Source organism: Pseudomonas sp. WHRI 8519 (assembly GCF_040224055.2).
GTDB lineage: Bacteria > Pseudomonadota > Gammaproteobacteria > Pseudomonadales > Pseudomonadaceae > Aquipseudomonas > Aquipseudomonas putida_X.
In genome coordinates, this window is the sequence record NZ_CP167996.1 from 2365320 (window position 1) to 2390381 (window position 25062).

Here is a 25062-nt window from a genome sequence, read left to right on the forward strand (position 1 = left end):
TCATGGGGTTTCAATACGCGGAAGAGTGATGGCGGAGGCCTTGGACGGCGGCGGCAGGCGCAGCAGTGGCATGCTCAGGGTGTGCTGTTGCCCGGCACGGGTGAAGGTAGCGCTCAGCGCGGTCAGGCGGGTGAGGGTCCAGCCGCTTGCCAGGGTGCTGCCCAGCGCCACCTTGCTGGCCGGTTTGCGGCCTTCGCGCAGGTAGGCCCAGCGCGCCTGCCCGTCAAGCACCACGCCGCTCAGCGTCAGGTTGGCCAATGCAGGGCTGTGCTGGCCTTGCGCGGGTGGGTCGGGCTGACGGTCAACGCTGAAGATCGGGTGCGTCCAGGTGGCGGCTCGCACTGGCTGGGCAAGCTCGGCCAGTGGCGCAGGTGGCTGGTAGGTGGGCGTCGCTGACGGCTTTGGCGCGGGCAGCCACCGCGGTGGGTTTGGCGCGACGAGCATCCAGGCGACCACGGCGAGGGCACTGGCATTGGCAGCCAGCAGCACCAGGTTAGCGGCACGCATCATGAGTCGCTTCCTGCTGCTGGCTGAGCGTGCAGGTAACCGCGTATCAGCAGGTGAACGTCCAGGCGTCCGGCAGGCCCCTGGGCTGGCGCCGCAGAACGGCGGCGTATGCTCAGCTGGTCGATGAACAGGCTGGGCTGGCCGTACTCCAGCGCATGCAACAGGGCCGCCAGCGGCTCGATGGCGCAGGCCAGCGTCAGGCTGACCTTGACCGGGCGATAAGGCTCGGCCTGGTGCTGATCGGCGGGGGCGATCGGCATGCGCTGGGTGATGTCGCAGCCGGGGCCCAGATGTGCCTGCGCTTTGACCTGATCGACGGCATGCTGCATCAGGTCGGCGGCAACGGCGTTGGGGTCTTCGCCCGGCAGCAGGCTGTTGCGCTGGGCAGCGTCGTTGCGGCTGCGCTGCAATTGGGCCTGCAGTGCAGGTTGCTGGAGCATGAGGCTGGCATAGCGCCGTTGCTGCTCGCGCAGCGCCTGGGCTTGCGCGTCCAGGCTGCGCAGGGGGGCGAGCAGCAGGCATTCGAACACCAGGTACCAGGCCAGCCAAAGCAACAGCGCGAGCACGCTCAGGGCGCAGAGCTTGCGTTCCCTGCTAGTGAGTGGGCGCATGCGGCACCTCCTGGCTGAGCTGCGCGGTGATGGAGAAGCGCTCGCGGCCCGTGTTTTTGTCGGCCTGGATGATGCCCTTGAACTGCGCGTGCTCAAGCGTGGTGCAGGTCTTTACCTGCGCCAGCAAGGCACTGGTGCGTTCGCTTTGGCCGGTGAATGTCACCTGCGTGGCATCGCTCACCTCCAGCTGTTCTATCCAGGTGTCGTCGCCCACGCAGGTGGTGAGGTCGGCCAGCAGGGCGGTGACGGTGGGGCGTTGTGCCTTGAGGCTGGCCAGGTAGGTCGAGGCGCCCAGTGTGGTGTCCAGGGCCTGGCGCACGTGCTGCACCTGCTGGGCTGCCACGCGTTGTGCCGCCACTTCACGCTGCATGGCCTGGACCTCGCCCTCGCGGCGCTGCAGCCAGGCTGCGGCGAGCATTACGCAGCAGGCCACGCAGCCAAGCCACAGCCAGCGGGCCTGCTGGCCCGGGCGAGCACGCGTGCGAGCGCTTTCGGCCGGTAGCAAGTCGATCATCAGGCGCTCGCCGCGGGCGTCCAGTGCATCGATGCCGACCAGGTGTACCCCGTGTTCGCCACAGGCAGCCAGCAGGGTGTCCAGGGCGCTACGTGCGATGGCCACCAGTTCAACCTGGGCCTGGGGTGCGCGGCGTTGCGCCACGCGGGCGACAAAATGCACCTGGTCGGCGGTATACGGCGTGTATCGATCGATCTCGAAGGCCAGCACCTGCATCAGGTTGCGCGTGGCCGCAACGGGCAGCTCGATGTGCTGTGCCAGCACGTGCGAGGCAGGCAGCAGCACAACGGCAGGCTGGCCGTGCTTGCAATCGGCAGGCAAAGGCCATGGCAGCAACTGTGGCGTATTACCATTGGCCAGGCGCGCGGCGATCGCCTGCGGGAGCATGCCCAGCAGCTCGGCCCGCCATGCGCTGAGCCAGCGCCGGGCACGGCTGCCCCTCCAGCGCGCCTGGTAAAGCTGGCGCAGGCTGCCCCAGCGTGCCGCAGCGTGTTTTGCCAGGCGGATCAATCCTGCCACCTCAGTACTCGGTAAGGCTTGCCACCGGCGTAGGCCGGCAGCAGTACGAAGGTGGCCGTCAGGCGTGACGCAAAGCCGCCGGGCAACGTGGCCTGGCTGGTGACGGTGAGAATCGGCCCGCCATCGGCTGCTGGCCCGTGATAGCGGGGCAGGCCCAGTACACTGGCCAGCGTGGCTGATGCCAGGCTGGGGTCGGGCTGGGCATTGCCCGACCAGACGGTGATGAAAGGCAAGGCCCGGTCATAGATGGCGTAGCTCATGCCGGGCAGTTCGCGAAATTCTTCGAGCATTCGCAGGGGTACCTGGTTGCGCCTCGTCCTTAAAGCTTGAGTGATGATTTTCGAGCGTTCGGCAGTGGCGCCGCTGGCACGCAGCAGTTTTGCCAGGCTCGTTGACGGTGTTGCATTGAGGTCCAGCTTGCCTCGCTCGCTGACCACGCTGATGTGCAGCGTACTGCCTGCAAAGTCAGCCTCGTGTACCTGGCCATCGGCGAGCCAGCGCGCCTGGCCGTCGCGCAGCAGGTTGGCCACGGCCAGGTTGAAACCTGCCTGGGCGGCGAGCCCGGCTTGGGTCTGGTTGCCTTGCCAGCGGGCCTGACGCTGCTGCAGCTGCACCGACAGCGCCAAGCCGCCAAGCAGCACGCTCAGCAAACCGACGACCCAGAGCACCAGCAACAGGGCCGCGCCGCGCTGGCGGCTCATGGCCGGCCACCGTCGCCGGACAGGTCAAGCAGCAGGTTGACCTGCAGCAGCGGCCAGGCCTGAGTGCCCTGCAGTTGCACCGCCACGCGCGCGGCCTGGGGCAGGCGCTCCGGCCACGGCCACTGGGGCATCCAGCCGGTGGCTTTGCCCAGCGGGGAGTAGCCGCGGTAAGTCAGGTGCAGCTTTTTCACCCCCTCCAGCAAACGCTGCGGCTCGCCCCAGGCCTGCAGGCGTTGGCCTTGCAGCCTGGCCAACTGGATCTGAAGGCGCCCTTGGCGCAGCTGCAGGCGCTGGCGGTAGATACCGCCCCCGACAGAACTTGGCAGCGGGGCGAAAAACACCACCGCGTCGCTTTGTCCCTCGAACGTCGCAGTGTGGGCGCCCTGGCCGGTCGCGGCGGTCAAGGGCAGCACCTGGCCCAGCGCCTGGCGCAGGAACCGCTGGGTCGTACGCAGTTCATCGAGCCGGGCGCTGTAGCGCTCGGCCTTGGCCACAGCGCGGTTGGCCGCCACCAGGGCGCTGCCGACCAGGCCCAGCAGCAGTCCCAGCAGGCTGATGACCACCAGGATCTCCAGCAGGGTGAAGCCTGCCTGGCGCTTCATGTTCCACTGCCTGGCGCGCGAGCGCGCAGCGTGCTGTAGCGCCAGGTGTGCACGCCGTCGACCAGGGTCAGGTCCAGCCGGTACAGTGCCAGGCGTGCGGGCAATGACTGTTCGAGGGTGACGTCCAGCACCCAGTCGATGCCCTGCCAGCTACCCCGTCGCTGGCCTGGGGCCAGTGGGCTCAGGTCGAAATCGTCCAGCAGCGAACGCGCCGCCGCATTGTGGCGGTCACTGCGCGCCACCTGTGCCAGTGACCGGCTGCTCTGGGCGAACGCGCCCAGCAGGATGCTCGAAGCCACCACCAGCACGGCGATCGCTGCGAGCATCTCCAATAGGGTGAAACCACGCTGACCGCTCATGGCAACTCCCGCAGTTGCACTCGGCCGGTGAGCCAGCTGACGTCGATGCGCCAGCGCGCCTGGCCGCGGCTGATCAGGATGTTGCCGCCGCTGGCCGCTCCGTCGGGGTAGAACTCAAAACCCGCACCCAGGCCGCGGGCCGTTTGCAGGCGCACGGTGAAGTCCTTGGGCCAGCCCTGGGGCGTGCGCCCGGGCGCGTGCACCTGCCGGCGTTGCAGGTCGAAGCTCGCTCGCACGGGCTGCCCGCTGGCGATGGCTTGCACGCGCGCACCACGCAGCGCCGACACCATGTTCGCCAAGGCACTGCGCTCATGGGCGACCAGCATGCCTCGGCCAATGCCAACGGCCAGGATCGACGTAGCAACGCCGACCAGCACGATGACGATCAGCAGTTCGAACAGGGTAAAGCCGCGTTCGCGAGGCGGGCGGGCTGCCATGGTTACTCCCAGTTGCCCACGTCGGCCTTGTAGCCTTCGCCGCCGACCGCGCCATCCTGGCCGAGGAAGATCAGGTCGAAGCTGGCGTGGCTACCCGGGAAGTGGTACGCGAAGCCATGACCAAAGGGGTCGACCAGGTCCGAGGGCTTGGCATAGGGCCCGGCCCAGCGGCTGGCGTTGGCCGGTTTCTCAAGCAGCTGTTCAAGGTTGGCCGGCGGGGCGCCGACGTCCAGGGCATAGCTTTCGACTTTCATGCTCAGGCTGGCCAACTGCGCCTTGCCGGCACCGTACTTGCCCTTGTCCACGTTGCCGCCGACCTGGCGCACCACGATGGTGGCGACAATGCCCAGCAGCACGATCACGGCGAGCATTTCGAGCAGGGTGAAACCCGCTTGGCGGGCGTTGAAGCGTTGCTTGGAGGGCATGGGTGGTTTCCTAGATATTGCTGGTAAGGCTCATCAGCGGCAGCATGATGGCGAGCATGATCGCCGCCACCATCACTGCCATGACGATGGTCAGGGTGGGCACCAGCGCCGCGAGCAGGCGTTCGATGGTGCGTTTGGCTTCAAGGTCATAGACATCGGCGACTTTGAGCAGCATCGCGCCGAGGGTGCCCGACTGCTCGCCGACTTCGATCATCTGCAGGGCGAGCTCTGGCAGCAGGGCCTCTGCCGACAGCGCAAGGCTCAGGCTGCTGCCTTGCCTGACCTGCTCGGTGGCGTGCCCCACATGCTCGCGCAATGCATGGTTGGCACTGACCTCACGGCCGATCGCCAATGAACCGAGCAGGGTGACGCTGTTGCTCAACAGCGTGCCCAACGTGCGAGCCAGGCGTGCGGTTTCCAGGCGCTGCAGCAGCGGGCCGCACAGGCGGTTGCGCCACAGGCGCAGGTCCTGGGCCACGCGCCGGCGCGGGTCTCGCCGTGCAGCCAGGCCAAGCCAGCTGGCGCCGAGCAGCATCAGCAGGCAGGCCAGCCCCCAGGCATTGACGAACTCGCCCAGGGCCAGCACGCCGCGGGTCACCAGCGGGATGGGCACGCCCAGGTCCTGGAAGATCGGTACGAATTGCGGCACCACATAAGCCAGCAACAGCGCCAGTGAGCCGATCACACCGATCACCAAGAAGGCCGGGTAGATCAGCGCGTTGATCACTTCGCCACGCAGTTTGTGGCTTTGTTCCAGATAGCCGCCAAGCTGCGCCAGGGTCACTTCCAGCACACCACCGGCCTCGCCGGCGCGCACCAGGCTGGTGTAGAACGGCGAGAAACTGCCGGGGTGTTCTTCAAGCGCCTGGGACAGCGGCAAGCCGGCCTTTACCTGCTCGCGCACCCGCTCCAGCACGGCCTGGGCGGCGGGCCTGCGCACGTTTTTCAGCACGGTGCCCAGCGCCCGGTCCAGCGGTTGGCCGGCGCTGAGCAGGGTCGTGAGCTGCTGGGTGATGGTGACCAGCTCCACTGGCTGGAACACGCTACGCGCCTTGCGCGAGCGCAGCAGACGGCTGCCTTGCCTGAGTTGGAGGATCAGCAGGCCGCGCCGTTGCAACTGGCGAGCGGCGTGGTCACGGTCACTGGCGTCCAGTTCGCCTTGCTGTTTGCGGCCTTCGCTGTCGAGCGTGGTATAGGAAAAGCTCGGCACCTCAATCACCACCTGTGACGCGCAGCACTTCTTCAAGCGAAGTGACGCCGGCCAAGGCCTGGCGCAGGCCGTCCTCGTACAGGGTCACCAGCCCGTTGCGCCGGGCGTGGGCCTCGAGTGTGGCCGCATCGGTCTGGCGCATGAGCATGCCGCGCAGGTCTTCGTCCATGACCAGCAGTTCAGTGATCGCGCTGCGCCCATGGTAGCCGCCGCCAGGCGCCTGCTCGTTGGGGCGGTACAGCATGATCGGCCGCTGCTGCGTAAAGCGGGCCAACTGGTGGCGCTCGACCAGCTCGGCGGGTGCCTGGAAAGCGATACGGGTGGCTGGGTCGAGACGGCGCACCAGGCGCTGGGCCAGGATGCCCTGCAAGGTGGAGGCCAGCAGGTAACCTTCGACGCCCATGTCCAGCAAGCGGGTGATGCTGGCGGCGGCGCTGTTGGTGTGCAGCGTCGACAGCACCAGGTGCCCGGTCAGCGATGACTGGATGGCGATGCGGCAGGTTTCGAGGTCGCGCATTTCACCGATCATGATCACGTCCGGGTCCTGGCGCACGATCGAGCGCAATGCCGTGGCAAACCCCAGGCCGATGGCAGGCTTGACCTGGATCTGGTTGATGCCGGTGAGCTGGTATTCGACCGGGTCTTCCACGGTGATGATCTTGCGCTCGGCGGTGTTCAGGCCCGACAACGCGGTGTAGAGGGTAGTGGTCTTGCCCGAGCCGGTGGGCCCGGTGACCAGGAAGATGCCGTGGGGACGCGCCAGCAGCTGCTCGATGTTGTGCAGGGTGGGGCCATGGATACCCAGGCTGGCGAAGTCGAAACGCACGGTCTGCCGGTCCAGCAGGCGCATCACCACCGACTCGCCGAAACTGGTCGGCACGGTGGAGACCCGCAGGTCCAGTTCGCGGCCCTGAATGCGCAGCATGATCCGCCCATCCTGGGGCAGCCGGCGCTCGGCGATATCCAACCGGGCCATGATCTTCAGCCGCGAGATGACCGCTGCGGCGTAGCCTGCCGGGGGGGCTTCGCCTTCGACCAGCACGCCGTCGACCCGGTAGCGCACTTTCAGCTGGGTTTCGAACGGTTCTACATGGATATCCGAAGCGCGGCGGTCGACGGCGTGTTGCAGCATCAGGTTGACCAGGCGGATCACTGGCGCCTCGGAGGCCATGTCCTTGAGCTGTTCGATATCGCCTTCGTCGATGCTGTCGTCGTCCAGGGTCTGGATCAGCGCGCCCATGGCCGAGCGGCCTTCGCCGTAGGCCTGTTCGATCAACGCGGTGATCTCATCGCGGGTCCCCACCACCAGCTCTACCTGTTTTGCCGCCTGGTAACCGAGTGCCTTCAGCGCATAGTCCGAAAGCGGCACGGCGGCGGCGACCTGCAAGTGGCTGGCGCTTTCGCTGAGGGTGACCACGCCATAGTGGCGGGCGAAGCGTTCGGTCGCCACAGGCGGGGTGTCGACACGCTGCCCTTCAAGCCTGGGCACGCCCAGCAACTGGGCATAGGCCGCGGCCATCTGTTGCTCTCTTACAGCACCCAGGCGCAGCAAAGTGCGCAGCTTTTCATGTTCGCCAATTGCCTGCGCCACGCCCAGGCGTGCAGCACGATTCATATCAGCCGGTTGCAATGCGCCAGCATCGAGCAGCCACTCACATATATCGTCAGCAGAAGGGATAGTTGATTTCATCATGATGGCTTAGTGCAAGTGCTGGCTATATAGCGGCACTTTACTAGTTGTCAGGCCTTAGGTGGCCCGGAGAATACTTTGGAAATTTAATCGCTGCAACAGCCTATGTTCTTGGGTTTTTAAATGGGAATTAGCTGGCTTTTTTCAGTGGGCTCGCAAGCATATCATTCCACTAAACCTAATTGCAACTAGGTTTAGTGAGAGGTTTGGAATTGCTATAAATGGTTAAAAAAAGCATGAAAAAACCAAACTAAAGGCTTTAGTTGGATTTAAAAGTCGAATATATGCTGTAGTCATGTGCTTAATGTAATTTTGCGATTTGTGCCGCCCTGTTATTTGGCGTGGTTTTTTCTGGTTTTTGATACGTTGCCGATCGTGCACTTCACGAGCACTTGAACTTTTCAATGAACTGCCCAGACTTACGCGCCGGCCGGGCCCTGTTTTGCGGTCCGCTAATTCCTGCATTCTTTTTTCGAGAACTATTCGATGAATAGACTATTGCTGCCGTTCGTCTGTTCGGCGCTGCTGGCCACGGCGCCAAGTGCCTTTGCAGATACCCAAAGCGCCACTTCCGATTCAGCGGCCTATGAAGCACGAGAGCAACTGGACAACCAGCGTGAACAACTGTCCGGCGTCAGCGATGTTGCAAAAGGCGCCACTGACGCCAATGCCTTCGTCGACGCGCCGGTAGACACCGCCGATGCGCCGGCGTTGGTCAGCCAGCCGTGAGGCCGCAGGTTTGCCTGCTCCCATTCCGTTCTTGAGGATTCAACCCGTGAAACATTTCAGACAGGCCCTGAGCCTGATGGCGCTCGGCGTCATGCAGGCCTCAGGCGCGATGGCGGCCGGGCCGGCCACCGGCAACGAGGTGGAGGCCCGGGTCAGCTCCATCCTGGACAACATGAACCAGGCCGAGAAGATCAATTTCACCCGGGTCAATGACGGCCACATGATCCCGCCGCTGCTCAAGTGGGGCATCCAGGGCACGGTGGCCTACGACTCGTCCATGGGCGTGCACGTCAATAACGCCACCTTTGGCGCGCAATACCCGTCGCAGTCGGCCCTGGCCGCCACCTGGAGCATCAATCGGGCCAAAGAGTTCGGCCTGGCCATCGCCTATGAAACGCGTATTTCCGGCGGCCAGCAGATGCTCTCCCCCGGCGTGAACCTGTACCGCACGCCGTACAACGGGCGTTCCGCCGAGTACGTCAGTGGCGAGGACCCGTTCCTGGGCGCGGTGCTGGCACCGGCCATCGTCAACGGCATCCAGGCCCAGGGCATCCAGGCCAGTGGCAAGCACTACCTCGCCAACGAGCAGGAAGCCAATCGCCAGGCGGTCAATGTCGTGGCTGATGAGCGCACGCTGCGTGAGCTGTACTTGCCCGGTTTCGAGTCGATGGTCAAGAACGCCAACGTGGCGTCGATCATGTGCGGGTTCAACAAGGTCAACGGCGACTATGCCTGCGAAAACCATCACCTGATCACCGAGGTGCTCAAAGGCGAGTGGGGCTACCAGGGCACCGTTATCAGTGATTTCAATGCCATTCACGACCCGTTCAAGGGCGCATGGGCCGGCACCGACCTGGACATGCCCTCGGGCCTGCAGTTCACCGAGGCCAACCTGCTGCCCTACCTGTGGAGCGGCCAGCTGACTCAGAACGTCATCGATGACAAGGTCAAGCGCAACCTGCGGGCCGTGGTCAGCTATGACTTCCAGGAAAACCTCAATACGGCGAAAACCCTGGAGCACACCGAGTACGGCCAGCGTGCCGCGCTCAACGCCGCACGTGAAGGCATCGTGCTGCTGCGCAATGCCGATACCGCTGCTGGCAAGCCGCTGTTGCCTCTGGCGCGCACCGCCAGGATCGCAGTGATCGGCGACTGGGCCGCGCAGGCGCCTGCCTCGCCATTCGGCACCGCCAACGCGCCACCCAACAGCTACGTCACCGAACTCAGCGGGCTGCAGCAGCTGGCTTCGAACAGCGCCAACGTCACTTACCTGTCGGCGTTGAGCCTCAACCCCAAGGCGGCCGTCTGGTACCAGCCGACTTCGTCCGGCAGTGGTGTCAGCAATGCCGGGGTGAAGGCCGAGTACTTCAGCAACACCACCCTCAGCGGCGACCCTGTACTGACCCGCATCGAGCCGGGGGTGAACCTGAACTGGACCACCAGCACCAATGAAACCAACACCGGCACCACGGCCGTGTCAGGCTTCAGCCCGACTGCGGGTGCGTTCTCCGCGCGCTTCAGTGCCACGATCAAGCCCACCGTCTCCGGTGCGCATGTGTTCAAGGTGCGTGCCGACGGCCCTTACAAGCTTTGGGTCGATGGCAAGCTGGTGGTGCAGAGCGACGGCGTGCCGTACTCCTCTGACGTGGTCAACGCGCTGACCACCTCGGGCAAGAGCGCTGCCCTGGTGGCGGGCAAGTCCTACACCGTCAAGCTTGAGTACCGCCGGGTGCAGGGCAACTTCACACCGGTGCTGGGCGGCCTGGCAGGCGTTCAGATGAGCTGGGCGTCCCTGCGACCGCCGAAGGATATCGCCAGCTATGATGCCGTGGTGATCGCTGCGGGCACCCACTACGAAAACGAGGGCGAAGGCTCCGACCACGATTACGCGCTGCCGGACCAGCAGGCCGAGCTGATCAACTTCGTCACCAAAGCCAACCCGAACACCATCGTGGTCACCCATGGCGGCGGCGTGGCCGACATGCAGCCGTGGGCCAGGAAGGTGGGCGCGGCGCTGCACGCCTGGTTCCCGGGGCAACAGGGCGGCCAGGCACTGGCTGAAATCCTCTATGGCAAGGTGAACCCGTCGGGCAAGCTGCCGGTGACCATCGACAAGAAGATCGAAGACAACCCAAGCTACGCGTCCTACCCGGACCCGGCAGCCTACCGTGGCGACAACCCGCTGACCGAGATCGAATACAGCGAGGGGCTTTACCTGGGTTACCGCGGCTATGACAAGAAGCACGCCAAACCGCTGTATCCGTTCGGCTTCGGCTTGTCGTACACCACGTTCGGCTATTCGGACTTGAAGCTCTCGACCAATGTCATGACCCCGGGCAACACCGTGAACGTCACGTTCACCTTGACCAACACCGGTGACAAGGCGGGCTTTGAGGTCGCGCAGCTGTACATTCAGCCGATCGCCCCCAAAGTCGACCGCCCGAAGAAGGAGCTCAAGGGCTTTACCAAGGTGTACCTGGAGCCGGGCCAGAGCAAGACCGTGAGCCTGCCGATCGACTCGCGCTCGCTGGCGTACTTCGTGCAGAGTACCGACAGTTGGGACGTCGATGCCGGCAAGTTCAAGGTGTGGGTCGGCCCCGACTCGGAACACCTCACGCTGCAGCGCACCCTGGTCACGCTGATGCCGCAACACCTGACCACCCGTGACAGCAACCCTCTACCTGCACCGCTGCAAGCGGCGGTGCAGGTCAGCGACAGCCAGGCTTACTGACCGTCGCGCTAGGCCTTGATGAGAGAGGCAAGGCGTAGCAGGTAGGCGTCGAAGACCGCTTCGACGTCGACCTGGTCCGGGGCGCGCAGCCACTGGATCTGCAGGCCATCCATCACGGCGAAGATCTCGGTCGCCAACAGCGTCGCATCAATGTCCTTGCGCACCTCACCATGCTCGACCAACGCCGCCATGTGCGCCTGGGCGTGGGCGTGGATCAGCGCGAATTTTTCCTTGTACCAGGGCCAGGCCGGGTGGTGCTCGGCCAGGCTCTCGACGTTGATCATCATCGAAGCCTGGCATTCAAGCAGGTTCTGCACGCTGAAACTCATGCTCATGCGCAGGAACGCCAGAAAGTTCTCCAGCGTCGGCGCCATCTCCAGCTCGGCAAACTTCTCCGTTACCCGCCGATCGCGCCGATCGAGCAAGGCCTGCAGCAACGACACCTTGTTGGGGAAGTGGTGCAGCAGCCCCACCGTGGTGATGCCGGCGATCTCGGCCACGTCGCGCATGGAGGCCGCCGCATAACCGTCTTTGGCGAACACCGCAGTGGCCGCATCCAGCAGCGCGGTGCGGCGCATCTCACCTTTGGGGGCACGGCGGCGTTTGGTGACCGGTGTGCTGGATGGCTCGGTTTCGTGATCCTGACCTGACATAAACCAACTTCAAGCTGTGGTGGGTGGTGTGCCGGTTCCGCTGAAGCGGCGAGGGCGATTATGGCAAAAGTTCTAGGCTCTGTTGAAAACCTTTGGAACTCAGAGCCTGTGGAAGCCTGATTTTCCCTAGAGTTTTCGCTTTTTTTGGCGAAGGATTCTGCCATGTCCAAGTGGTACGAATTTTCCGGCACAGAATGGGAAACAGCCGCAGACCTCTTCACCGCCCATCGATGTACAAGAACCCCAAGCGTTGCCGCTGGTTCCTGGCCGACAGAGGCTGTGACGCAGAATCCTTGCGGCAATACCCCTATCGCTAGCGGATGCAGCCGGTGATTGCACTGCGTGACATGAAGCGCAAACCGAAGCCGGGATTACCGCGTCTTTTGCCAAGCCCAATTATCGGCAGCGGAACGCGATCGAACGGCTGTTTGGTTGGTGTAAGGAGCACCGCCAGGGTACACGCCATTGCACGCTGGCAAGCGCTTCGCTGCGATGGTCGCGCTGGCTTGCTGGCGGCGGTATTTACGACATTGATTTCGTATAGTGCCTAAAGCCTCTACGTTCGACGAAGAATGGTTGGACAGTAATTTTCCCGCCTTCCTTTGTCGAGACCGCCCGGATCAGCACAAGCAGCAGGAGCGCCTGAAGAGCAGTTGAGTGTGATTGATGGGGATGTGGTACTGACAGAGGTTAAAGCAGTTATTTCGCGCCGGCACGTGTAGCAGTAAAAAATTAAAAAACCGCATCAATTTTAGTGCGTGAAGCCAAGCAAAACGCAAGATGTGCGATGATTTGATTGGTGGCACAGGGTGCTATCATTCGGCAATACCATTAATAGATAAAGGTGCGATCATTTACCGAAAGCACCCACCTCACTTTAAGCAAACAATCAATAACCCAGCTCAATCAACTCGTCAGCTAATTTCTCGACAGCAGACGCACACTCAACTAGGGACATCGAGTCATTATGAAAACCAACAACAATCGACTGTTTAGTTTTTGCAATAACAATTCCGTGACCGCCCCGTCGTCCCAGTATTTTTTTATCGGATATCGATAACACAACATATTTCTTGCCATCCACGGTAATGCCTGTTTTCAAAAGCTCCCCCGAATCCAAAATCCCTGCGAGTACGTCGGCTGCTGGCTTTATTTGGTCGGGGGCGATACTTAGTCCGGGCGAGGATACCCACGCCTTTCCATTCAAATCTAGGATTGCTCCTTGAGACACAAAGCCAGTTCCCACCAGGTAGTCGTCAATATAAGGTTGCAAACTCATAATTTTACCTTTCGAGCAGTGGTTTAATAAACGGGCATGAGTCGGAATGGAAGATGTGGCCAACTCATACGGTCAATTTTACATAGGGTTCGCTTCATTACGAACAGCAAGCTGCACGTATGAATAACGCGCTGCGGCCGAGTATTGGCTGGCGCTGCCTCGATGCACTCCTAGTTTCACGAACGTTATCGAAAACGAATCCGAACGGAACGCACCATCAGTAAAGACCTCTTTGTAAGTTTTCATCGTTCGGCTCACTCTCCCAGCCCATACGCGACCCATATTTGGGGTATTCAATAAAAACCACAACTGGTAAAAATAATAGGTGTACCACCGATTTTTCTGAATAGGTGTTTGAGCCCGCCACGTGCAACGCTCGGTCGTACTCGGTTTGACGACGAAATTCACATGGTCAGTGACGCCTGTGGCATCCAACTCCACTTCACCCTCTTGGTGGTAATGCCAGCGACATCTGCCTTGACCGTGTCCACATCACTCCGGATCGAGGTAGGCCACGCAAGCGCTGCCGCTGACGCCTGGCCGGCAAAGGTTATGGCGCAGAATCCTTGCGACACCACTGCGACCGCTATCGGAGGCAGCGGGGCATGGTGCTGCGTGACGTGAAGCGCAAACCGAAGCTGGGATTCTACGCCTTTTCGCCGAGCCCAATTATCGGCAGCGGAACTCTATCGAACGGCTGTTTGGTTAGTTTAAGGAGCACCGCCTGGGTACACGCCATTGCACGCCGGCAACAGCTTCGCTGCGATGGTCGCGCTGGCTTGCTGGCGGCGGTGTTTACGACATTGATTTCGTATAGTGCCTAAGGCCTCTACGTCCGACGAAGAATGGTTGGACAGTAATTTTCCCGACTTCCTTTGTCGAGACCGCCCGGATCAGCACAAACAGCAGGAGCGCCTGAAAAGCAGTTGAGTGTGATTGATGGGGATGTGGTACTGACAGAGCTTAAAGCAGTTATGACGCGCCGGCACGTGTAGCAGTAAAAAATTAAAAAGCGCATCAATTTTTGTGCGTGAAGCCAAGCAAAGTGCAAGATGTGCGATGATTTGATTGGTAGTACAGGGTGTCATCATTCGGCAATACTATTAACAGAAAAAAAGGTTGCGATCACTCACCGAAAGCAACCCCCTCACTTAAGAAACATAATCAATAACCAAGCTCAATCAACTCGTCAGCTAGTTTCTCGACAGCAGATGCACACTTACCTGGCGCCATCGAGTCATAATGGAAACCTACAATAATCGAATGTTTAGTTTTTGTAATAACAATTCCGTCGCCGTACCCTCGTCCCGTTATTATTTTTGAATCGGGTGGCGATACCACAAGATATTTCTTGAAATTCACAGTAAGACCTTTTTTCAAAAGCTCCCCCAAATCCAAAATCCCTGCGAGTCCGTCTGCTACTGGCTTTATTTGGTCGGGGGCGATACATAGTCCGGGCGAGGATGCCCACGTACTTCCATCCAAACCTAGGATTGCTCCTTGAGACACAAAACCAGTTCCTACCAGGTTGTTGTCAACATAAGCTTGCCAACTCATAATTGCACCTTATCAAGCAGAGGTTAAATAAACGGGCATGAGTCGGAATGGAAAATTTGGCCAACTCATACGGTTAATTTTACATAGGGTACACTTCATCACGAACAGCAAGCTGCACGTATGAATAACACGCTGCGGCCGAGTATTGGCTGGCGCTACCTCGATACACTCCTAGTGTCACGAACGCTATCGCAAACGAATCCGAACGGAACGCACCATCAGTAAAGACCTCTTTTTAAGCTTTCGTCGTTCGGCTCACTCTCCCAGCCCATACGCGACCCATATTTGGGGTATTCAATAAAAATCACAACTGGTAAAAATAATAGGTGTACCCACCCATTTTTCGCATATGAGTATGAACCTGCCACGTGCAGCGCTCGGTCGTATTCGTGCCTACGGCTCGTGCGCCCAGTATGCGCCACGGCGGTTGATCAGAATGGCGGTGGCGACGCTGGCCAATGCGACCAGTGCATTGCCGACCCACAGCCCCAGCATGACGCCGCTGGCACCCTGCAGGGCTGCACCTGCGGTGACGAAGGGCAGGGTGCCCAAGGTGGCGCGAAGCCAGGCGTAGAAGGCCACCCAACCCGCCTGGCCACGGCAGATGAACACCGAAATGGCGATGAAGTCCAGGCCTATGATGACCCACAGCCCCGGCCCGTACCGGCACAGGTCCTCGATCAGCACTTGCCCTGGGCCGGACAGTGCGAAGGCGTGGCCAAGCCACGGCGCTGCGCTTGCCAGCACTGCCCAGGCGACCAGGCCGTAGACCACCACCAGCCTGGCGGCGCTGTGCAAGGCTGCCTGTGAACGGGCGTGGCGGTGCGCGCCGAGGTTCTGTGCCAGGATCGGCACCAGCGCGCCTGGCAAGGCGAAGTACAGGCAGTAGGTGATCTGCAGCACCCTGTCCATCACCGCCATGCCGGCCATGACCGAGACCCCGAACAGCGCCAGTTGCGCCATGGTGTAGGTCAGGGCAACGGGCATCGCCAGGTTCGCGAGGGTGTAAGGCAAGGCGATGCGCATGATGCGTGCGCCGTACAGCCGCAGCAGGCGCAGGCGTATACGTGTGCCAAGGCCGACATGGGCCCTGACTTGGTACAGGCCCGTCAGGCTGCCTGTTATGGCTGCCACCAGGCAAGACAGGCCGGCGCCCGACAGTTTCAGGTCCAGACCAAAGATCAGTATCGGGTCGACGATGGCCAGGCAAGCGGCACCGGCCAACACCACTGCGAGCGCGCGCCCGCTCAAACCGTGCGCACGGAGCACCTGGGCTGCGGCCTGCGTGAGCGCCATCAGCACCGACGCCACCAACGTCATGGCGATGAATTGGCGGGCCAGCGGTGAGGCGGGCGCACCGGCCCCCACCAGGCTGGCGAAGAAGTCCAGAAAGTACCATTGCAGCGCAGACACACTGGCCGAGACCATGGCGGCGAGGATCAGCATGTGGCGGGTCAGTGCCGGCACCGACGCGCTCGAACCCTGGCCGACCCTGCGGGAGATCATGGTGCCTGCAGCGACGACAATGCCTGCCACCAGGCTTGAATTGAAGAAGGCCAGGATTTTGGCGATGCCGACCGCGGCAATGAGCACTTCGTCATGCAGCATGGCGACATATGTGAGCGTGAGGATGTCGGTCAGGAAAATCGCCAGCAGGCTCAGCCCGCTGGTAAACGCCATTACCCGGACGTGGTGGGTCAATGAACCTTGGGTGAATGTGGCGGGGGGCTTCATCGGGAATGTACCGCTAGGGTCGGTGCGATAGTGCGGTACCAAGACAACGTGGGTTGCGAAGAGTTTAACGGGCAATCCACGCGAGTGTGCTTCTCACAACACCCTGCCGCCGCCCAACGGTAGCTGGCCGGCTGGTTCAATGCAGCCTTAGCAAGCGGTCCAGTGACAAAGCGCCGGCGCCCCGGGCTACCAGCAACAGCAGCAGGCCGGCCCAGGACAGGTGGGTAGGCCAGGCATCCGGGTAGACGAATACCTGGATGACTGCCGTCATGCCTAGCAGGGCAAGGGCCGAAAGCCGGGTGAACAGGCCCAGCACCAACAGCAGTGGGAACACGTGTTCGGCGTAGGTCGCCAGGTGGGCTGCGAGCCAGGGCGAAAGCAGCGGCAGGGCATACTCGGTGTGGAACAAGTCGTACGTACTGGGGGTGATGCTGAGCAAGCCTTCGACCTTGGTACGGCCTGACAGGAAGAAGATCGCGGCGATACCCAGCCGCGCTATCAGGCACACAGCACTGTCGCTGAGCAGCCGTTGCAGGCCGTCGGCAAGGGTGTTCCAGCGTTGGCGCAGGCCAAGGGGGGGAGCAGGTGGGCGTAGGGTATCCATGGCCGTTCCTTCATTCGAATGAAAGCGGGAGAAAGACCCGGGCCTGCATCAGGCGACCGAGCAGGCTGGTGAAATCAAGGTCAGGCTGGCGTTGCAAGGCGAGCTGCGAGGCGCCTTCCAGTGAGTGACCGGCCGCGCAGGCATCGAGGAAGGCACAGCCACCGGCTTCGAGAGGCTGATGGTTCACGCCATCCTGTTCGGCGCTAAACAGTGCGCCTTCTGCCACCCAGGGTTGTGACTGGGGCCATGGCAGGCCTTCGCGGCTGCAGCGCCACAGGCTCAGTGCCGGGTGCGCGTCGAACCATTGCCAGCGCACGCTCTGGCGCGGCCGCAGGTGGCTACGGCCCAGGTCACTGGCCGTCATGCCTGCCAGGTCGGCCAGGGCCAGGCAAGGTTGCTCGATGGCGCAGAACACTTCACACCAATGCCAGTCCAGGCGCGCGACGTCAGCCAGGTACGGCAGCCCGTGGCTGGCTTGCCTGTCTTGCAAAAAGGCTGCGAACGTGGCGCCGTAGTGAATCAGCCGCGGGTCGTCGGGTGGCGTGTGCTGGGCGTAGGCCGCCGCCGCTTGCTGCATCCAGTCGGTACCGACCAAGGTTTCGACACTGGGAAAGTTGGCTCGCAATGCGTCCACGCAACCGGCCATCACGGTATTGCGGTAGACCGCGAACGCCGGCTGGCAGGTCAGGCTCTGCAGCAGCGGGGCAGGGCGCTGGCAGAGGGCGTCGATGAAGGCGTCCTGGAACTGGCCAAGGGGCAGGTTCATGGCAAGGCCCCTGCGTGGTCAAGTGCCGCCTGGGCAATGGCCCGTTCGGCAAGCAGTTCGTCGAAGGCCGGCAGGTTGCCGTCGCGCTCGATCAATGTCGGGCGCGCGCCGATGCGCGCGATCAGCCGGCGGTACAACGCCCAGACCGGTTCGGCGATGGCTGCATCATGCGAGTCGATGAGCAGTGCGCCTTGGTCGTCGTGACTGTGGCCGGCCAGGTGCACTTCGCTGATGGCATGGGCCGGGAAGCGGTCGAGGTAGTCCTGGGCGTCGAAGCCCAGATTGTGGGCGCTGACATGAACATTGTTGATGTCCAGCAACAGCGTGCAACCGGTGCGGCGCACCAGTTCGCCGAGAAAGTCGATTTCGTCCAGCGCGTGCCCCTGCAGGTGCAGGTAGTGGCTGGGGTTTTCGATGGCGATGCCACGGCCCAAGGCATCCTGGGTGCGCAGAATGTTGTCGCTGATGCGTACCAGGGCTTCGTGGCTGCGGGGGAACGGCAGCAGGTCGGGGTGATATTGACCACGCCAGGTGGACCAGGCCAGGTGCTCCGAGACCAGCACCGGTTTCACCTGGTCGATCAGCGTGCGCAACCGGCGCAGGTGGGGCAGGTCGGGTTCGGCGTCCGCTGCCAGTGACAGCGCCACCCCGTGCAGCGACAGCGCATGGCGTTCGGCCATGCGCTGCAGCCACGCCAGGCGCGGCCCGCCGACCATGTAGTTCTCTGGATGCACCTCGTACCACAGGCCATCGGTGTTGCAGGCCAGGGCTTGGGCAAAGTGTTCAGCCTTGAGCCCCAGCCCGGCGCCCAGAGAGGCAGTCGAGTTCATGGTCGGCGGCCTCTGCTCAAGACTTGATCGGGGTCAGTGAACCCATGCCGTTAGGCGTCTTGATCGAGGTGCAGGTGCCTGCCGGCACGTTTTTCCAGGCCATGCCGTCGTAGTCTTTTTTGGAGCTGCCTGCGCAACTGGTGCCGGCACCGGCTTTACAGTCATTCTTGCCGGCCATGGCAACGCCGTAGCATTTCTCCATGGCCGCACCATTGCTGGTGGTATCGGCAGCGGTGGCGACGCTGGCCATGGAAGCGAGGGCCAGGGCGGCAGTGGTGAGGGCGAGGCTATTCATGGGGGTGTCTCCAGAGGATGGGGCCGTGGTGATGTACCAGGCTCATGGACTAGTTCGCGCTGGCCGCTGCTTGGGTTACAGGCACGCGAAAATATTTTCAGGGTGCTGCATCTGACCTGAGCGGGGCGCTGAAAAGCGCAGCAGCGGCTAAGGTTCGATGAAAGAAAAAACTTCAGACGGTGTAACCTTGGCGCCCCATGCAACGAACTAACACTCAAGACACGCTCGGCGCACGCGAGAGGCAGTTGCAGGTTTTGCTGCTGCGCGGGCTGGCGGGTGATGCGCAGGCTTACCGCGAGTTTCTTGCGGCATTGGCGCTGCATGTGCGCGGGTTTCTGCGGCGGCGTCTGTACCAGCGCCCGGCCGAAATCGAAGACGTGCTGCAGGAAGTGTTGCTGGCCGTGCATAACGCACGTCACACCTACCAGCCGCAACAGCCGCTGACGGCGTGGGTGCAGGCGATTGCCCGCTACAAGCTGGCAGATTACCTGCGCCGTTATGCGCGCCACGACGCGTTGCATGACCTGCTGGAGGACGACAGTGGCCTGTTCGCCGTCAGCGAGGAGGCGCCGGCCGAGGCCAGTCGCGACCTTGGCAAGTTGCTGGGGCGGTTGCCGGAGCGCCAGCGTTTACCGATCGTCCACGTCAAGTTAGAGGGGTTGTCGGTGGAGGAGACTGCGCGCATTACCGGGCTGTCCAGTTCGGCGGTCAAAGTGGGGATACACCGGGGGCTCAAGGCGCTTGCCAGGCTGATTCGAGGCAGTGAAGAGCATGAAGACTGAAGAACTGATTACCCTGCTGGCCGCCGGTGAAGGGCCGGTGGACCGTCACGCGCTGGCACGGCGCCTGGCGCTGGCGTTGCTTGCAGGCACACTGGCTGCGGTGCTGATGACGGTCGCCCTCTATGGCGTGCGTAGCGACCTTGGCGAAGTGGTGCGTACGCCGCTGTACTGGGCCAAGCTGGCCTTGCCCACCAGCCTGGCGCTGCTCGGGCTGTGGCTGACCCAGCGTCTGGCCAGGCCCGGTGTGCGCGGCGGGATAGCGTGGCAGCTGCTCGGGCTGCCGTTGCTGGTGGTCTGGCTGGGCGCGGCGATCAGCCTGTTCGGGGCTCCGGTCGAAGCCCGTGCCGATTTGATTTTTGGGCGTACCTGGCGCACCTGTGCGCTGAATATCACCCTGCTGTGCGTGCCGGTGTTCATCACCCTGTTCTGGGCATTGCGTGGCCTGGCGCCGACGCGGTTGCGCCAGGCTGGCGCCGCAGCGGGCCTGCTCGCCGGTTCGACCGCAACGGTGGTCTACTGCCTGCACTGCCCGGAAATGCAGGTGCCGTTCTGGGCGACCTGGTACGTGCTGGGGATGTCGGTGCCCACCCTGATCGGAGCAGTGCTTGGTCCGCGTGTGCTGAGGTGGTGAAGAGGTAGCGCCTTGGGTTTGTACGAAAAGTCGCCGAGAGGCGATCGGCAAGGCGAAAGCCGGCGAGGAAGCGGAGTTTACGGGGTGTAAATGAGCATTCCGAGCCTGCTTTCAACGCAGCATGATCGTCGCGCAGGCCCTTTTCGTACAAAGCCTAGCGCAATGCTCGCTCTATCCCCCCAACCAGCAGGCTTTCCATCAAGCCCAACCCCTGTTCCTCAGGCAACGTCTTCAGCATCCCAGGCAGCTGGTTGAGCAAGGTCGCCACCACCTGCGCCGTCGCCGCCAATGCCGCGTCGGGGAGTTTCGCCTGTGGTGCGATCAACCGCAGCAACCCGGTCTCATACCGCTTGCGCAACAACGCCAGGCGTGTTTGCTGCGCTTCGCTCAGGCAGCAGAAGTCCCGGGCAGCCAGGCGAAACTGCAGGGGGCGTTCAGCATGCAGTTGCCAGTGCGCTGCAATCAGGCAGGCCAACGCTGACCGCCCGCTCGCCATGGCGCGGCGGCCAGGCTCCAGGGTCGCCTGCAGCTCCTCGTACAACTCTTCGATCAGGTCGTACAGCAAGTCCTGCTTGCTCGGGAAGTGGTGATACAGCGAACCTGCGGTCAAGCCAATGTGTGCCGCCAGTTCGCGCATGCTCACCTGGCCGAAGCCTTTCTCGGCGAACAGCGCCATGGCACGGTCACGCCGCTCTTCAAAATTGGCACAGCGCATCGCGGCGTTGACCGGGGGCATGCTGTCCGCTCCTCAGTAGGTGAAGAAGCCGCGGCCGCTCTTGCGCCCCAGCCAGCCGGCCGCGACCATTTCCTTGAGCAGCGGTGCCGGGCGGTACTTGCTGTCATTGAAGCCCTCATGGAACGCTTCCATGATCGCCAGCAAGGTGTCCAGGCCAATCAGGTCGGCCAGTGCCAGGGGCCCGATAGGCTGGTTGCAACCCAGGCGCATGCCAGTGTCGATGTCCTCGGCACTGGCCAGGCCCTCCTGGCGCACGAAGATCGCTTCGTTGATCATCGGCACCAGAATGCGGTTGACCACGAAGCCCGGGCGGTTACCGGCAGTGATCGGCGTCTTGCCGAGCTTTTCGGTGACCAGTAGCGCCTGGGCATAGGTGCCATCGCTGGTTTGCAGCCCACGGCTGATCTCGACCAGGGCCATCATCGGCACCGGGTTGAAGAAGTGCACGCCGATGAACCGTTCGGGGTACTCGATGCTGGCCGCCAGTTCGGTCACCGACAGTGACGAGGTGTTGGTGGCGATCAGGCAATCGGGCGCCACATTGGCAGCCACTTGCTGGAGGATGCGTTGCTTGAGCTGCAGGTTTTCGGTCGCCGCCTCGATCACCAGTTGCGCAGTGCTCAAGCGGGCATAGTCGGTGCTTGTGTGGATGCGCGCTTGCGCTGCGCTGGCGCGCGCTGCATCGAGGGTGCCCTTGTTGACCTGGCGCTCCAGGTTTTTGCTCAGGGTGGCTACGCCGCGCGCCAGCGCGGCCTCAGCGACATCCACCAGCAGCACCTGATAGCCGGCCACCGCGCAGACTTGCGCGATGCCGTTGCCCATGGTGCCGGCGCCGATCACGGCGATCTGTTCAATGCTCATGTTGCAAGTCCCTCAGACGCGCTCGAAGACGACGGCGATGCCCTGGCCGCCGCCAATGCACATGGTGGCCAGCGCGTAACGGCCCTGGATGCGTTGCAGTTCATGGATGGCCTTGGTGGCGATGATCGCCCCGGTGGCACCCACGGGGTGGCCGAGGGAAATGCCGGACCCGTTCGGGTTGACCTTCTCTGGGTCGAAATCCAGCGCCTGGGCCACGGCGCAGGCTTGGGCTGCGAAGGCTTCATTGGACTCGATCACGTCCAGGTCGCTGATCTTCAGGCCGGCCTTTTCCAGCGCCTTGCGTGTTGCCGGGATCGGGCCCAGGCCCATCAGCTCCGGTTCGACGCCGGCATGGGCATAGGCCACCAGGCGCGCCAGCGGCTTGAGCCCCAGGCGGCGCACGGCGTCACCGGTGGCCAGCACCAGGCCGGCAGCCCCGTCGTTGATGCCGCTGGCGTTGCCGGCAGTCACGGTACCGTCTTTCTTGAACACGGTTTTCATGCCGGCCAGCTGTTCGGCGGTCACATCGCCGCGCACGTGTTCGTCAATGGCAAATTCGACGCTGCCTTTGCGGGTTTTCAGCTCTAGCGGCACGATCTGGCTGGCGAAGCGGCCTTCTGCAATGGCGCGGGCAGCGCGGCGTTGGCTGGTCAGGGCCAGTTCATCCTGCATCTGGCGGGTGATGCCATGCTTGGCGGCGACATTTTCCGCGGTGATGCCCATGTGGAAGTGTTCGAACGGGTCCTGCAGCACGCCGACGGTGTAGTCGATGCCTTGCAGGTCGCCCATGCGCGCACCCCAACGGGCCTGCGGCAGCAGGTAAGGGCCACGGCTCATGGACTCGGCACCGCAGGCCATGGCCACATCGGCATCACCAAGCAGCAGGCACTGGGTGGCGGAAACGATGGCCTGAAGGCCCGAACCGCACAGGCGGTTGACGTTGAACGCCGGGGTTTCCTTGGGGATACCCGCGTTCATGGCGGCGACCCGCGACAGGTAGGCATCGCGTGGTTCGGTAGGGATGACATTACCCATCACCACATGGCCGACCTGCTCAGGGGCTACGCCCGAGCGCTCGAGGGCGGCGCGGCTGATGGCGGTGGCGAGGTCTGCCAGGGGCAGGTCCTTGAGCGAGCCACCAAAACCACCGATGGCGGAACGGACGGCACTGACGACGTAGATTTCTGCGCTGCTCATAGAGGCTCCGATTGCGAAGGCATGGCGGGAGCGGGCCAGGCTCTGCGAGAATGGTTGGCGCTCCCTCGTTGAGTCCGAGTCTAGGCAAAGGCCCTGTGCCAGCCTATGCCGGATCTGTTCAGTCAACCTGGCACTTTTTGCCACTCAGCATAGACAGCGAATAACGCCATGCGCGATAGCGATTCGGTCGCGGTGTACTTTCTCAATGCCATGTTCCATGCCCTGCGCGACCAGCCCGGGGTGCGTGATGCGCATTTGCGTGCGGTGGGCATCGACCCGGCGGTGCTCGACCAGCCGCAGGCCCGGGTACCGGCCAAGGCGTTCGCCCAGTTATGGCTGACGCAGATCCAGCTGCTGGACGATGAGTTCTTTCGCCTGGACAGCCATGGCATGCCGCTGGGCAGCTTTGCCTTGATCTGCCGCGGCCTTATTCAGGAACCGAACCTGGACAAGGCACTGCGCCAATGCCTGGGCAATTTCAGCCTGTTTCTGCGTGACCTGCGGGGCAACCTGACGGTGCGCGCGGGGCGGGCGGTGATCAGTGTGCATTCGGACATTGCCGACCCGTTGACCCGGGTGTATGCCGAGGAGACCTATCTTGTACTGGTGGTGGGCCTGCTGTGCTGGTTGGCCGGGCGCCGTCTGGCCATCGACCGCACTGAGCTTGCCGTGGCGCGCCCGGCACAGGACGACGACTTGCTGCTGTGGGGCCCGGACTTGCGCCTGGGCAGCGGGCGTACCGAGGTGGAGTTCGACAGTGCCTACTTGCGTTTGCCGGTGGTCCAGGACTTGGCGGGTCTGAAAACTTTCCTGCGGAGTGCGCCGCAGGGGTTGGTCATCCGGTTTCGCAATCAGAATGGGTTGGTGGCGCAGGTGTACCGGCATCTGCGTGCCCGGCGCTATGGGCAATGGCCGACGCTGGCGGCCATGGCGCAGTGGCAGGGTATCAGTGCCAGTACATTCCGTCGGCAGTTGGAGCGCGAAGGGCGTTCGTACCAGCAGATCAAGGATGAGGTGCGGCGTGCCATGGCGTTCGAGCGGTTGCGCGAGGGGGTGATGAGCATTGCTGAAATTGCCGAGCAGGCGGGGTTTCAGGAACCTAGTGCGTTTCATCGGGCGTTCAAGAAGTGGACGGGGGAGAGTCCGGGGCGGTATCGGGCTAGGTTGGTTGGGCACTAGGTTAGCGGCAAGCTGCAAGCTGCAAGATAGAAGTTGGGGGGGCTTTAATTCGGGTGGGCATATCCGGTTGCCATGGTGGCGCTTACTCACCTTTCCGCCCTTACGGCGGGTCCCTTTTTGTCTTGGCAAAAAGGGACCAAAAACCGCCGGCTCCCGTCATCCGGCCCCTGCGCTTCGCTTCGGGGTTCCCTCGCTCCGGCCTTGCTCCCGGGAGGACCGCGCTCACGGCCCATCCATGGGCCGAAGCGCTTGACGGGCATCCATGCCCGTCACCTCCCTCCGCAAGACCTGCGCTCGGCCTCCTGAAGTCGCAATTTGCGGTGACTGAGCTACCGCGCGCTTTAAAAGCAAAAGCAAAGGCAAAGGCAAAGTAAGCATTGAGCGACAGTGTCGCAGTTGGCTGTTGGCTTCAGAATCGTGCGGTACTTACCGTGATGTACCCTTTGTTTAGCAGCGAAATGCGGATCACGGTCTCGTCGGCGGGGGCTTTGCGTTTTTGCTTGATGGACACACCCTCGACGGCAATGGCGCGGATGCGGTGGGCGATGAGGCGGCCGCAGGCGTCGAAGAACAAGTCGCTGGCCAGCAACTCGATGCGTTCGATCAGCCCTCGCGTGCGCTCGTCGGTGGCACAGAAGAACAGTACGCCCGACAGGTGCGGGTCATCGTCAGGGTTGCTGACATCATGAGCCAGCAGCTCGCGCAGGGTACTGCGCAGCTCGGCAGTGGTGCGGGTGTGTGGATGCATGCGCTGCTTCCTCTGGGACACAAGAGCCGATCATGTTTTCCATGGTGGTGGGCGGCAAGTAGGACGCTTCCGAGAGGTTGGGTAGGAATTTTCTGAACATGTAGGGAGGGCCGGGTGGTTTGCAAGCGGTCGACCTGCGAAAGCCATTCACGGCCCGGCTCTTCTGGTGGTGGTG

At 62.6% G+C, this 25062-nt stretch carries 27 protein-coding genes and 2 pseudogenes; 7 read left to right on the top strand and 22 right to left on the bottom strand.

Features of this window, described 5'->3' with window-relative positions:
- Genes ABRP30_RS10830 through gspE form a run of 10 tightly spaced genes read right to left on the bottom strand, consistent with a single transcriptional unit; the run spans position 1 to position 7578 of the window.
- Positions 1-510: a general secretion pathway protein GspN gene (locus ABRP30_RS10830; RefSeq protein ID WP_267823138.1), complete on the bottom strand. Its 510-nt coding sequence runs from the start codon at positions 508-510 to the stop codon at positions 1-3.
- On the bottom strand, positions 507-1118 hold the full coding sequence (gene gspM / locus ABRP30_RS10835; RefSeq protein WP_349974289.1) for a type II secretion system protein GspM: 612 nt from the start codon (positions 1116-1118) through the stop codon (positions 507-509). The genes ABRP30_RS10830 and gspM overlap by 4 nt, the downstream gene beginning before the upstream one ends.
- Positions 1102-2151 (bottom strand): type II secretion system protein GspL, encoded by a 1050-nt coding sequence (locus ABRP30_RS10840; RefSeq protein WP_349974288.1) that lies wholly within the window; start codon positions 2149-2151, stop codon positions 1102-1104. Before ABRP30_RS10840 ends, gspM begins: the two co-directional genes overlap by 17 nt.
- The gene (locus ABRP30_RS10845) at positions 2139-2852 is read right to left on the bottom strand and encodes a type II secretion system minor pseudopilin GspK (RefSeq protein WP_349974287.1); all 714 of its coding nucleotides are present in this window, start codon (positions 2850-2852) and stop codon (positions 2139-2141) included. Before ABRP30_RS10845 ends, ABRP30_RS10840 begins: the two co-directional genes overlap by 13 nt.
- Positions 2849-3454, bottom strand: coding sequence for a prepilin-type N-terminal cleavage/methylation domain-containing protein (locus ABRP30_RS10850; RefSeq protein WP_349974286.1), 606 nt, complete (start codon positions 3452-3454; stop codon positions 2849-2851). Before ABRP30_RS10850 ends, ABRP30_RS10845 begins: the two co-directional genes overlap by 4 nt.
- Entirely contained in the window at positions 3451-3813 is a 363-nt protein-coding gene (locus ABRP30_RS10855) for a type II secretion system protein (protein ID WP_267823149.1), read from the bottom strand. Before ABRP30_RS10855 ends, ABRP30_RS10850 begins: the two co-directional genes overlap by 4 nt.
- A complete protein-coding gene (locus tag ABRP30_RS10860) occupies positions 3810-4250 on the bottom strand; it encodes a GspH/FimT family pseudopilin (RefSeq protein ID WP_349974284.1) in 441 nt (146 codons plus the stop codon). Before ABRP30_RS10860 ends, ABRP30_RS10855 begins: the two co-directional genes overlap by 4 nt.
- Positions 4251-4252: 2 nt before the next feature.
- Positions 4253-4675, bottom strand: a complete 423-nt coding sequence (gspG, locus tag ABRP30_RS10865) for a type II secretion system major pseudopilin GspG (protein ID WP_349974283.1) — start codon at positions 4673-4675, stop codon at positions 4253-4255.
- A 10-nt stretch (positions 4676-4685) separates the two neighbouring features.
- Complete coding sequence (locus tag ABRP30_RS10870; RefSeq protein ID WP_349974282.1) at positions 4686-5885, bottom strand: type II secretion system F family protein; 1200 nt, start codon at positions 5883-5885, stop codon at positions 4686-4688.
- 1 nt (position 5886) lies between these two features.
- On the bottom strand, positions 5887-7578 hold the full coding sequence (gspE, locus tag ABRP30_RS10875; protein WP_267823158.1) for a type II secretion system ATPase GspE: 1692 nt from the start codon (positions 7576-7578) through the stop codon (positions 5887-5889).
- Positions 7579-8061: 483 nt separating this feature from the next.
- Between gspE and ABRP30_RS10880 the strand changes: the two genes are divergently transcribed.
- On the top strand, positions 8062-8304 hold the full coding sequence (locus tag ABRP30_RS10880) for a hypothetical protein (RefSeq protein WP_267823160.1): 243 nt from the start codon (positions 8062-8064) through the stop codon (positions 8302-8304).
- A 76-nt stretch (positions 8305-8380) separates the two neighbouring features.
- Positions 8381-11035, top strand: coding sequence for a glycoside hydrolase family 3 C-terminal domain-containing protein (locus tag ABRP30_RS10885; RefSeq protein ID WP_349974602.1), 2655 nt, complete (start codon positions 8381-8383; stop codon positions 11033-11035).
- A gap of 8 nt (positions 11036-11043) precedes the next feature.
- Here ABRP30_RS10885 and ABRP30_RS10890 read toward each other — a convergent pair whose 3' ends face one another.
- Positions 11044-11688, bottom strand: coding sequence for a TetR/AcrR family transcriptional regulator (locus tag ABRP30_RS10890; protein WP_349974281.1), 645 nt, complete (start codon positions 11686-11688; stop codon positions 11044-11046).
- A 245-nt stretch (positions 11689-11933) separates the two neighbouring features.
- Between ABRP30_RS10890 and ABRP30_RS10895 the strand changes: the two are divergent.
- Positions 11934-12239: pseudogene (locus ABRP30_RS10895) on the top strand (IS5/IS1182 family transposase); the annotation flags it as partial.
- A 338-nt stretch (positions 12240-12577) separates the two neighbouring features.
- Here ABRP30_RS10895 and ABRP30_RS10900 read toward each other — a convergent pair.
- A complete protein-coding gene (locus ABRP30_RS10900; RefSeq protein WP_267823164.1) occupies positions 12578-12967 on the bottom strand; it encodes a profilin in 390 nt (129 codons plus the stop codon).
- A 360-nt stretch (positions 12968-13327) separates the two neighbouring features.
- Between ABRP30_RS10900 and ABRP30_RS10905 the strand changes: the two are divergent.
- A pseudogene (locus ABRP30_RS10905) lies at positions 13328-13791 on the top strand (IS5/IS1182 family transposase); the annotation flags it as partial.
- 340 nt (positions 13792-14131) lie between these two features.
- On the opposite strand, the gene ABRP30_RS10910 reads toward ABRP30_RS10905, so the two are convergent.
- The 6 genes from ABRP30_RS10910 to ABRP30_RS10935 form a co-directional block, all read right to left on the bottom strand.
- Entirely contained in the window at positions 14132-14524 is a 393-nt protein-coding gene (locus tag ABRP30_RS10910) for a profilin (protein ID WP_267823166.1), read from the bottom strand.
- Positions 14525-14917: 393 nt separating this feature from the next.
- Entirely contained in the window at positions 14918-16258 is a 1341-nt protein-coding gene (locus ABRP30_RS10915) for an MATE family efflux transporter (RefSeq protein ID WP_267823168.1), read from the bottom strand.
- Between the two features lie 136 nt (positions 16259-16394).
- Complete coding sequence (locus tag ABRP30_RS10920; protein WP_349974279.1) at positions 16395-16862, bottom strand: DoxX family protein; 468 nt, start codon at positions 16860-16862, stop codon at positions 16395-16397.
- A gap of 10 nt (positions 16863-16872) precedes the next feature.
- Positions 16873-17628 carry a DNA-binding domain-containing protein gene (locus ABRP30_RS10925; RefSeq protein ID WP_349974278.1) on the bottom strand — a complete coding sequence of 252 codons (756 nt, stop codon included), beginning with the start codon at positions 17626-17628 and terminating at the stop codon, positions 16873-16875.
- On the bottom strand, positions 17625-18458 hold the full coding sequence (locus ABRP30_RS10930; protein ID WP_349974277.1) for a DUF692 domain-containing protein: 834 nt from the start codon (positions 18456-18458) through the stop codon (positions 17625-17627). Before ABRP30_RS10930 ends, ABRP30_RS10925 begins: the two co-directional genes overlap by 4 nt.
- Before the next feature lie 16 nt (positions 18459-18474).
- Positions 18475-18753 (bottom strand): DUF2282 domain-containing protein, encoded by a 279-nt coding sequence (locus tag ABRP30_RS10935; protein WP_267823175.1) that lies wholly within the window; start codon positions 18751-18753, stop codon positions 18475-18477.
- 197 nt (positions 18754-18950) lie between these two features.
- On the opposite strand from ABRP30_RS10935, the gene ABRP30_RS10940 reads away from it, so the two are divergent.
- Together ABRP30_RS10940 and ABRP30_RS10945 are read left to right on the top strand one after the other, a co-directional pair.
- On the top strand, positions 18951-19535 hold the full coding sequence (locus ABRP30_RS10940) for a sigma-70 family RNA polymerase sigma factor (RefSeq protein ID WP_267823177.1): 585 nt from the start codon (positions 18951-18953) through the stop codon (positions 19533-19535).
- Entirely contained in the window at positions 19525-20166 is a 642-nt protein-coding gene (locus ABRP30_RS10945) for a DUF1109 domain-containing protein (RefSeq protein WP_349974276.1), read from the top strand. Before ABRP30_RS10940 ends, ABRP30_RS10945 begins: the two co-directional genes overlap by 11 nt.
- A gap of 154 nt (positions 20167-20320) precedes the next feature.
- Here the strand turns inward: ABRP30_RS10945 and ABRP30_RS10950 are convergent, their stop codons facing one another.
- Genes ABRP30_RS10950 through ABRP30_RS10960 form a run of 3 tightly spaced genes read right to left on the bottom strand, consistent with a single transcriptional unit; the run spans position 20321 to position 22960 of the window.
- The gene (locus ABRP30_RS10950; RefSeq protein ID WP_349974275.1) at positions 20321-20902 is read right to left on the bottom strand and encodes a helix-turn-helix domain-containing protein; all 582 of its coding nucleotides are present in this window, start codon (positions 20900-20902) and stop codon (positions 20321-20323) included.
- Between the two features lie 12 nt (positions 20903-20914).
- Complete coding sequence (locus ABRP30_RS10955; RefSeq protein ID WP_349974274.1) at positions 20915-21763, bottom strand: 3-hydroxybutyryl-CoA dehydrogenase; 849 nt, start codon at positions 21761-21763, stop codon at positions 20915-20917.
- A 12-nt stretch (positions 21764-21775) separates the two neighbouring features.
- The gene (locus tag ABRP30_RS10960) at positions 21776-22960 is read right to left on the bottom strand and encodes an acetyl-CoA C-acyltransferase family protein (RefSeq protein ID WP_349974273.1); all 1185 of its coding nucleotides are present in this window, start codon (positions 22958-22960) and stop codon (positions 21776-21778) included.
- A gap of 168 nt (positions 22961-23128) precedes the next feature.
- Here ABRP30_RS10960 and ABRP30_RS10965 point away from each other — a divergent pair, with 168 nt between their 5' ends.
- Positions 23129-24139, top strand: a complete 1011-nt coding sequence (locus ABRP30_RS10965; protein ID WP_267823185.1) for an AraC family transcriptional regulator — start codon at positions 23129-23131, stop codon at positions 24137-24139.
- Between the two features lie 409 nt (positions 24140-24548).
- On the opposite strand, the gene ABRP30_RS10970 is transcribed toward ABRP30_RS10965, so the two are convergent.
- Positions 24549-24887: a hypothetical protein gene (locus ABRP30_RS10970; RefSeq protein ID WP_267823187.1), complete on the bottom strand. Its 339-nt coding sequence runs from the start codon at positions 24885-24887 to the stop codon at positions 24549-24551.
- Positions 24888-25062 lie beyond the last annotated feature (175 nt).

Coding starts and splice junctions, on each gene's coding strand:
- ABRP30_RS10910 (WP_267823166.1), bottom strand. CDS start 14,524: ATGAGTTGGCAAGCTTATGTTGACAACAACCTGGTAGGAACTGGTTTT.
- ABRP30_RS10945 (WP_349974276.1), top strand. CDS start 19,525: ATGAAGACTGAAGAACTGATTACCCTGCTGGCCGCCGGTGAAGGGCCG.
- ABRP30_RS10890 (WP_349974281.1), bottom strand. CDS start 11,688: ATGTCAGGTCAGGATCACGAAACCGAGCCATCCAGCACACCGGTCACC.
- gspE (WP_267823158.1), bottom strand. CDS start 7,578: ATGATGAAATCAACTATCCCTTCTGCTGACGATATATGTGAGTGGCTG.
- ABRP30_RS10920 (WP_349974279.1), bottom strand. CDS start 16,862: ATGGATACCCTACGCCCACCTGCTCCCCCCCTTGGCCTGCGCCAACGC.
- ABRP30_RS10970 (WP_267823187.1), bottom strand. CDS start 24,887: ATGCATCCACACACCCGCACCACTGCCGAGCTGCGCAGTACCCTGCGC.
- ABRP30_RS10885 (WP_349974602.1), top strand. CDS start 8,381: ATGGCGCTCGGCGTCATGCAGGCCTCAGGCGCGATGGCGGCCGGGCCG.
- ABRP30_RS10955 (WP_349974274.1), bottom strand. CDS start 21,763: ATGAGCATTGAACAGATCGCCGTGATCGGCGCCGGCACCATGGGCAAC.
- ABRP30_RS10940 (WP_267823177.1), top strand. CDS start 18,951: ATGCAACGAACTAACACTCAAGACACGCTCGGCGCACGCGAGAGGCAG.
- ABRP30_RS10960 (WP_349974273.1), bottom strand. CDS start 22,960: ATGAGCAGCGCAGAAATCTACGTCGTCAGTGCCGTCCGTTCCGCCATC.
- ABRP30_RS10965 (WP_267823185.1), top strand. CDS start 23,129: ATGCGCGATAGCGATTCGGTCGCGGTGTACTTTCTCAATGCCATGTTC.
- ABRP30_RS10850 (WP_349974286.1), bottom strand. CDS start 3,454: ATGAAGCGCCAGGCAGGCTTCACCCTGCTGGAGATCCTGGTGGTCATC.
- ABRP30_RS10855 (WP_267823149.1), bottom strand. CDS start 3,813: ATGAGCGGTCAGCGTGGTTTCACCCTATTGGAGATGCTCGCAGCGATC.
- ABRP30_RS10830 (WP_267823138.1), bottom strand. CDS start 510: ATGATGCGTGCCGCTAACCTGGTGCTGCTGGCTGCCAATGCCAGTGCC.
- ABRP30_RS10845 (WP_349974287.1), bottom strand. CDS start 2,852: ATGAGCCGCCAGCGCGGCGCGGCCCTGTTGCTGGTGCTCTGGGTCGTC.
- ABRP30_RS10900 (WP_267823164.1), bottom strand. CDS start 12,967: ATGAGTTTGCAACCTTATATTGACGACTACCTGGTGGGAACTGGCTTT.
- gspG (WP_349974283.1), bottom strand. CDS start 4,675: ATGCCCTCCAAGCAACGCTTCAACGCCCGCCAAGCGGGTTTCACCCTG.
- ABRP30_RS10935 (WP_267823175.1), bottom strand. CDS start 18,753: ATGAATAGCCTCGCCCTCACCACTGCCGCCCTGGCCCTCGCTTCCATG.
- ABRP30_RS10915 (WP_267823168.1), bottom strand. CDS start 16,258: ATGAAGCCCCCCGCCACATTCACCCAAGGTTCATTGACCCACCACGTC.
- ABRP30_RS10860 (WP_349974284.1), bottom strand. CDS start 4,250: ATGGCAGCCCGCCCGCCTCGCGAACGCGGCTTTACCCTGTTCGAACTG.
- ABRP30_RS10925 (WP_349974278.1), bottom strand. CDS start 17,628: ATGAACCTGCCCCTTGGCCAGTTCCAGGACGCCTTCATCGACGCCCTC.
- ABRP30_RS10880 (WP_267823160.1), top strand. CDS start 8,062: ATGAATAGACTATTGCTGCCGTTCGTCTGTTCGGCGCTGCTGGCCACG.
- ABRP30_RS10950 (WP_349974275.1), bottom strand. CDS start 20,902: ATGCCCCCGGTCAACGCCGCGATGCGCTGTGCCAATTTTGAAGAGCGG.
- ABRP30_RS10930 (WP_349974277.1), bottom strand. CDS start 18,458: ATGAACTCGACTGCCTCTCTGGGCGCCGGGCTGGGGCTCAAGGCTGAA.
- gspM (WP_349974289.1), bottom strand. CDS start 1,118: ATGCGCCCACTCACTAGCAGGGAACGCAAGCTCTGCGCCCTGAGCGTG.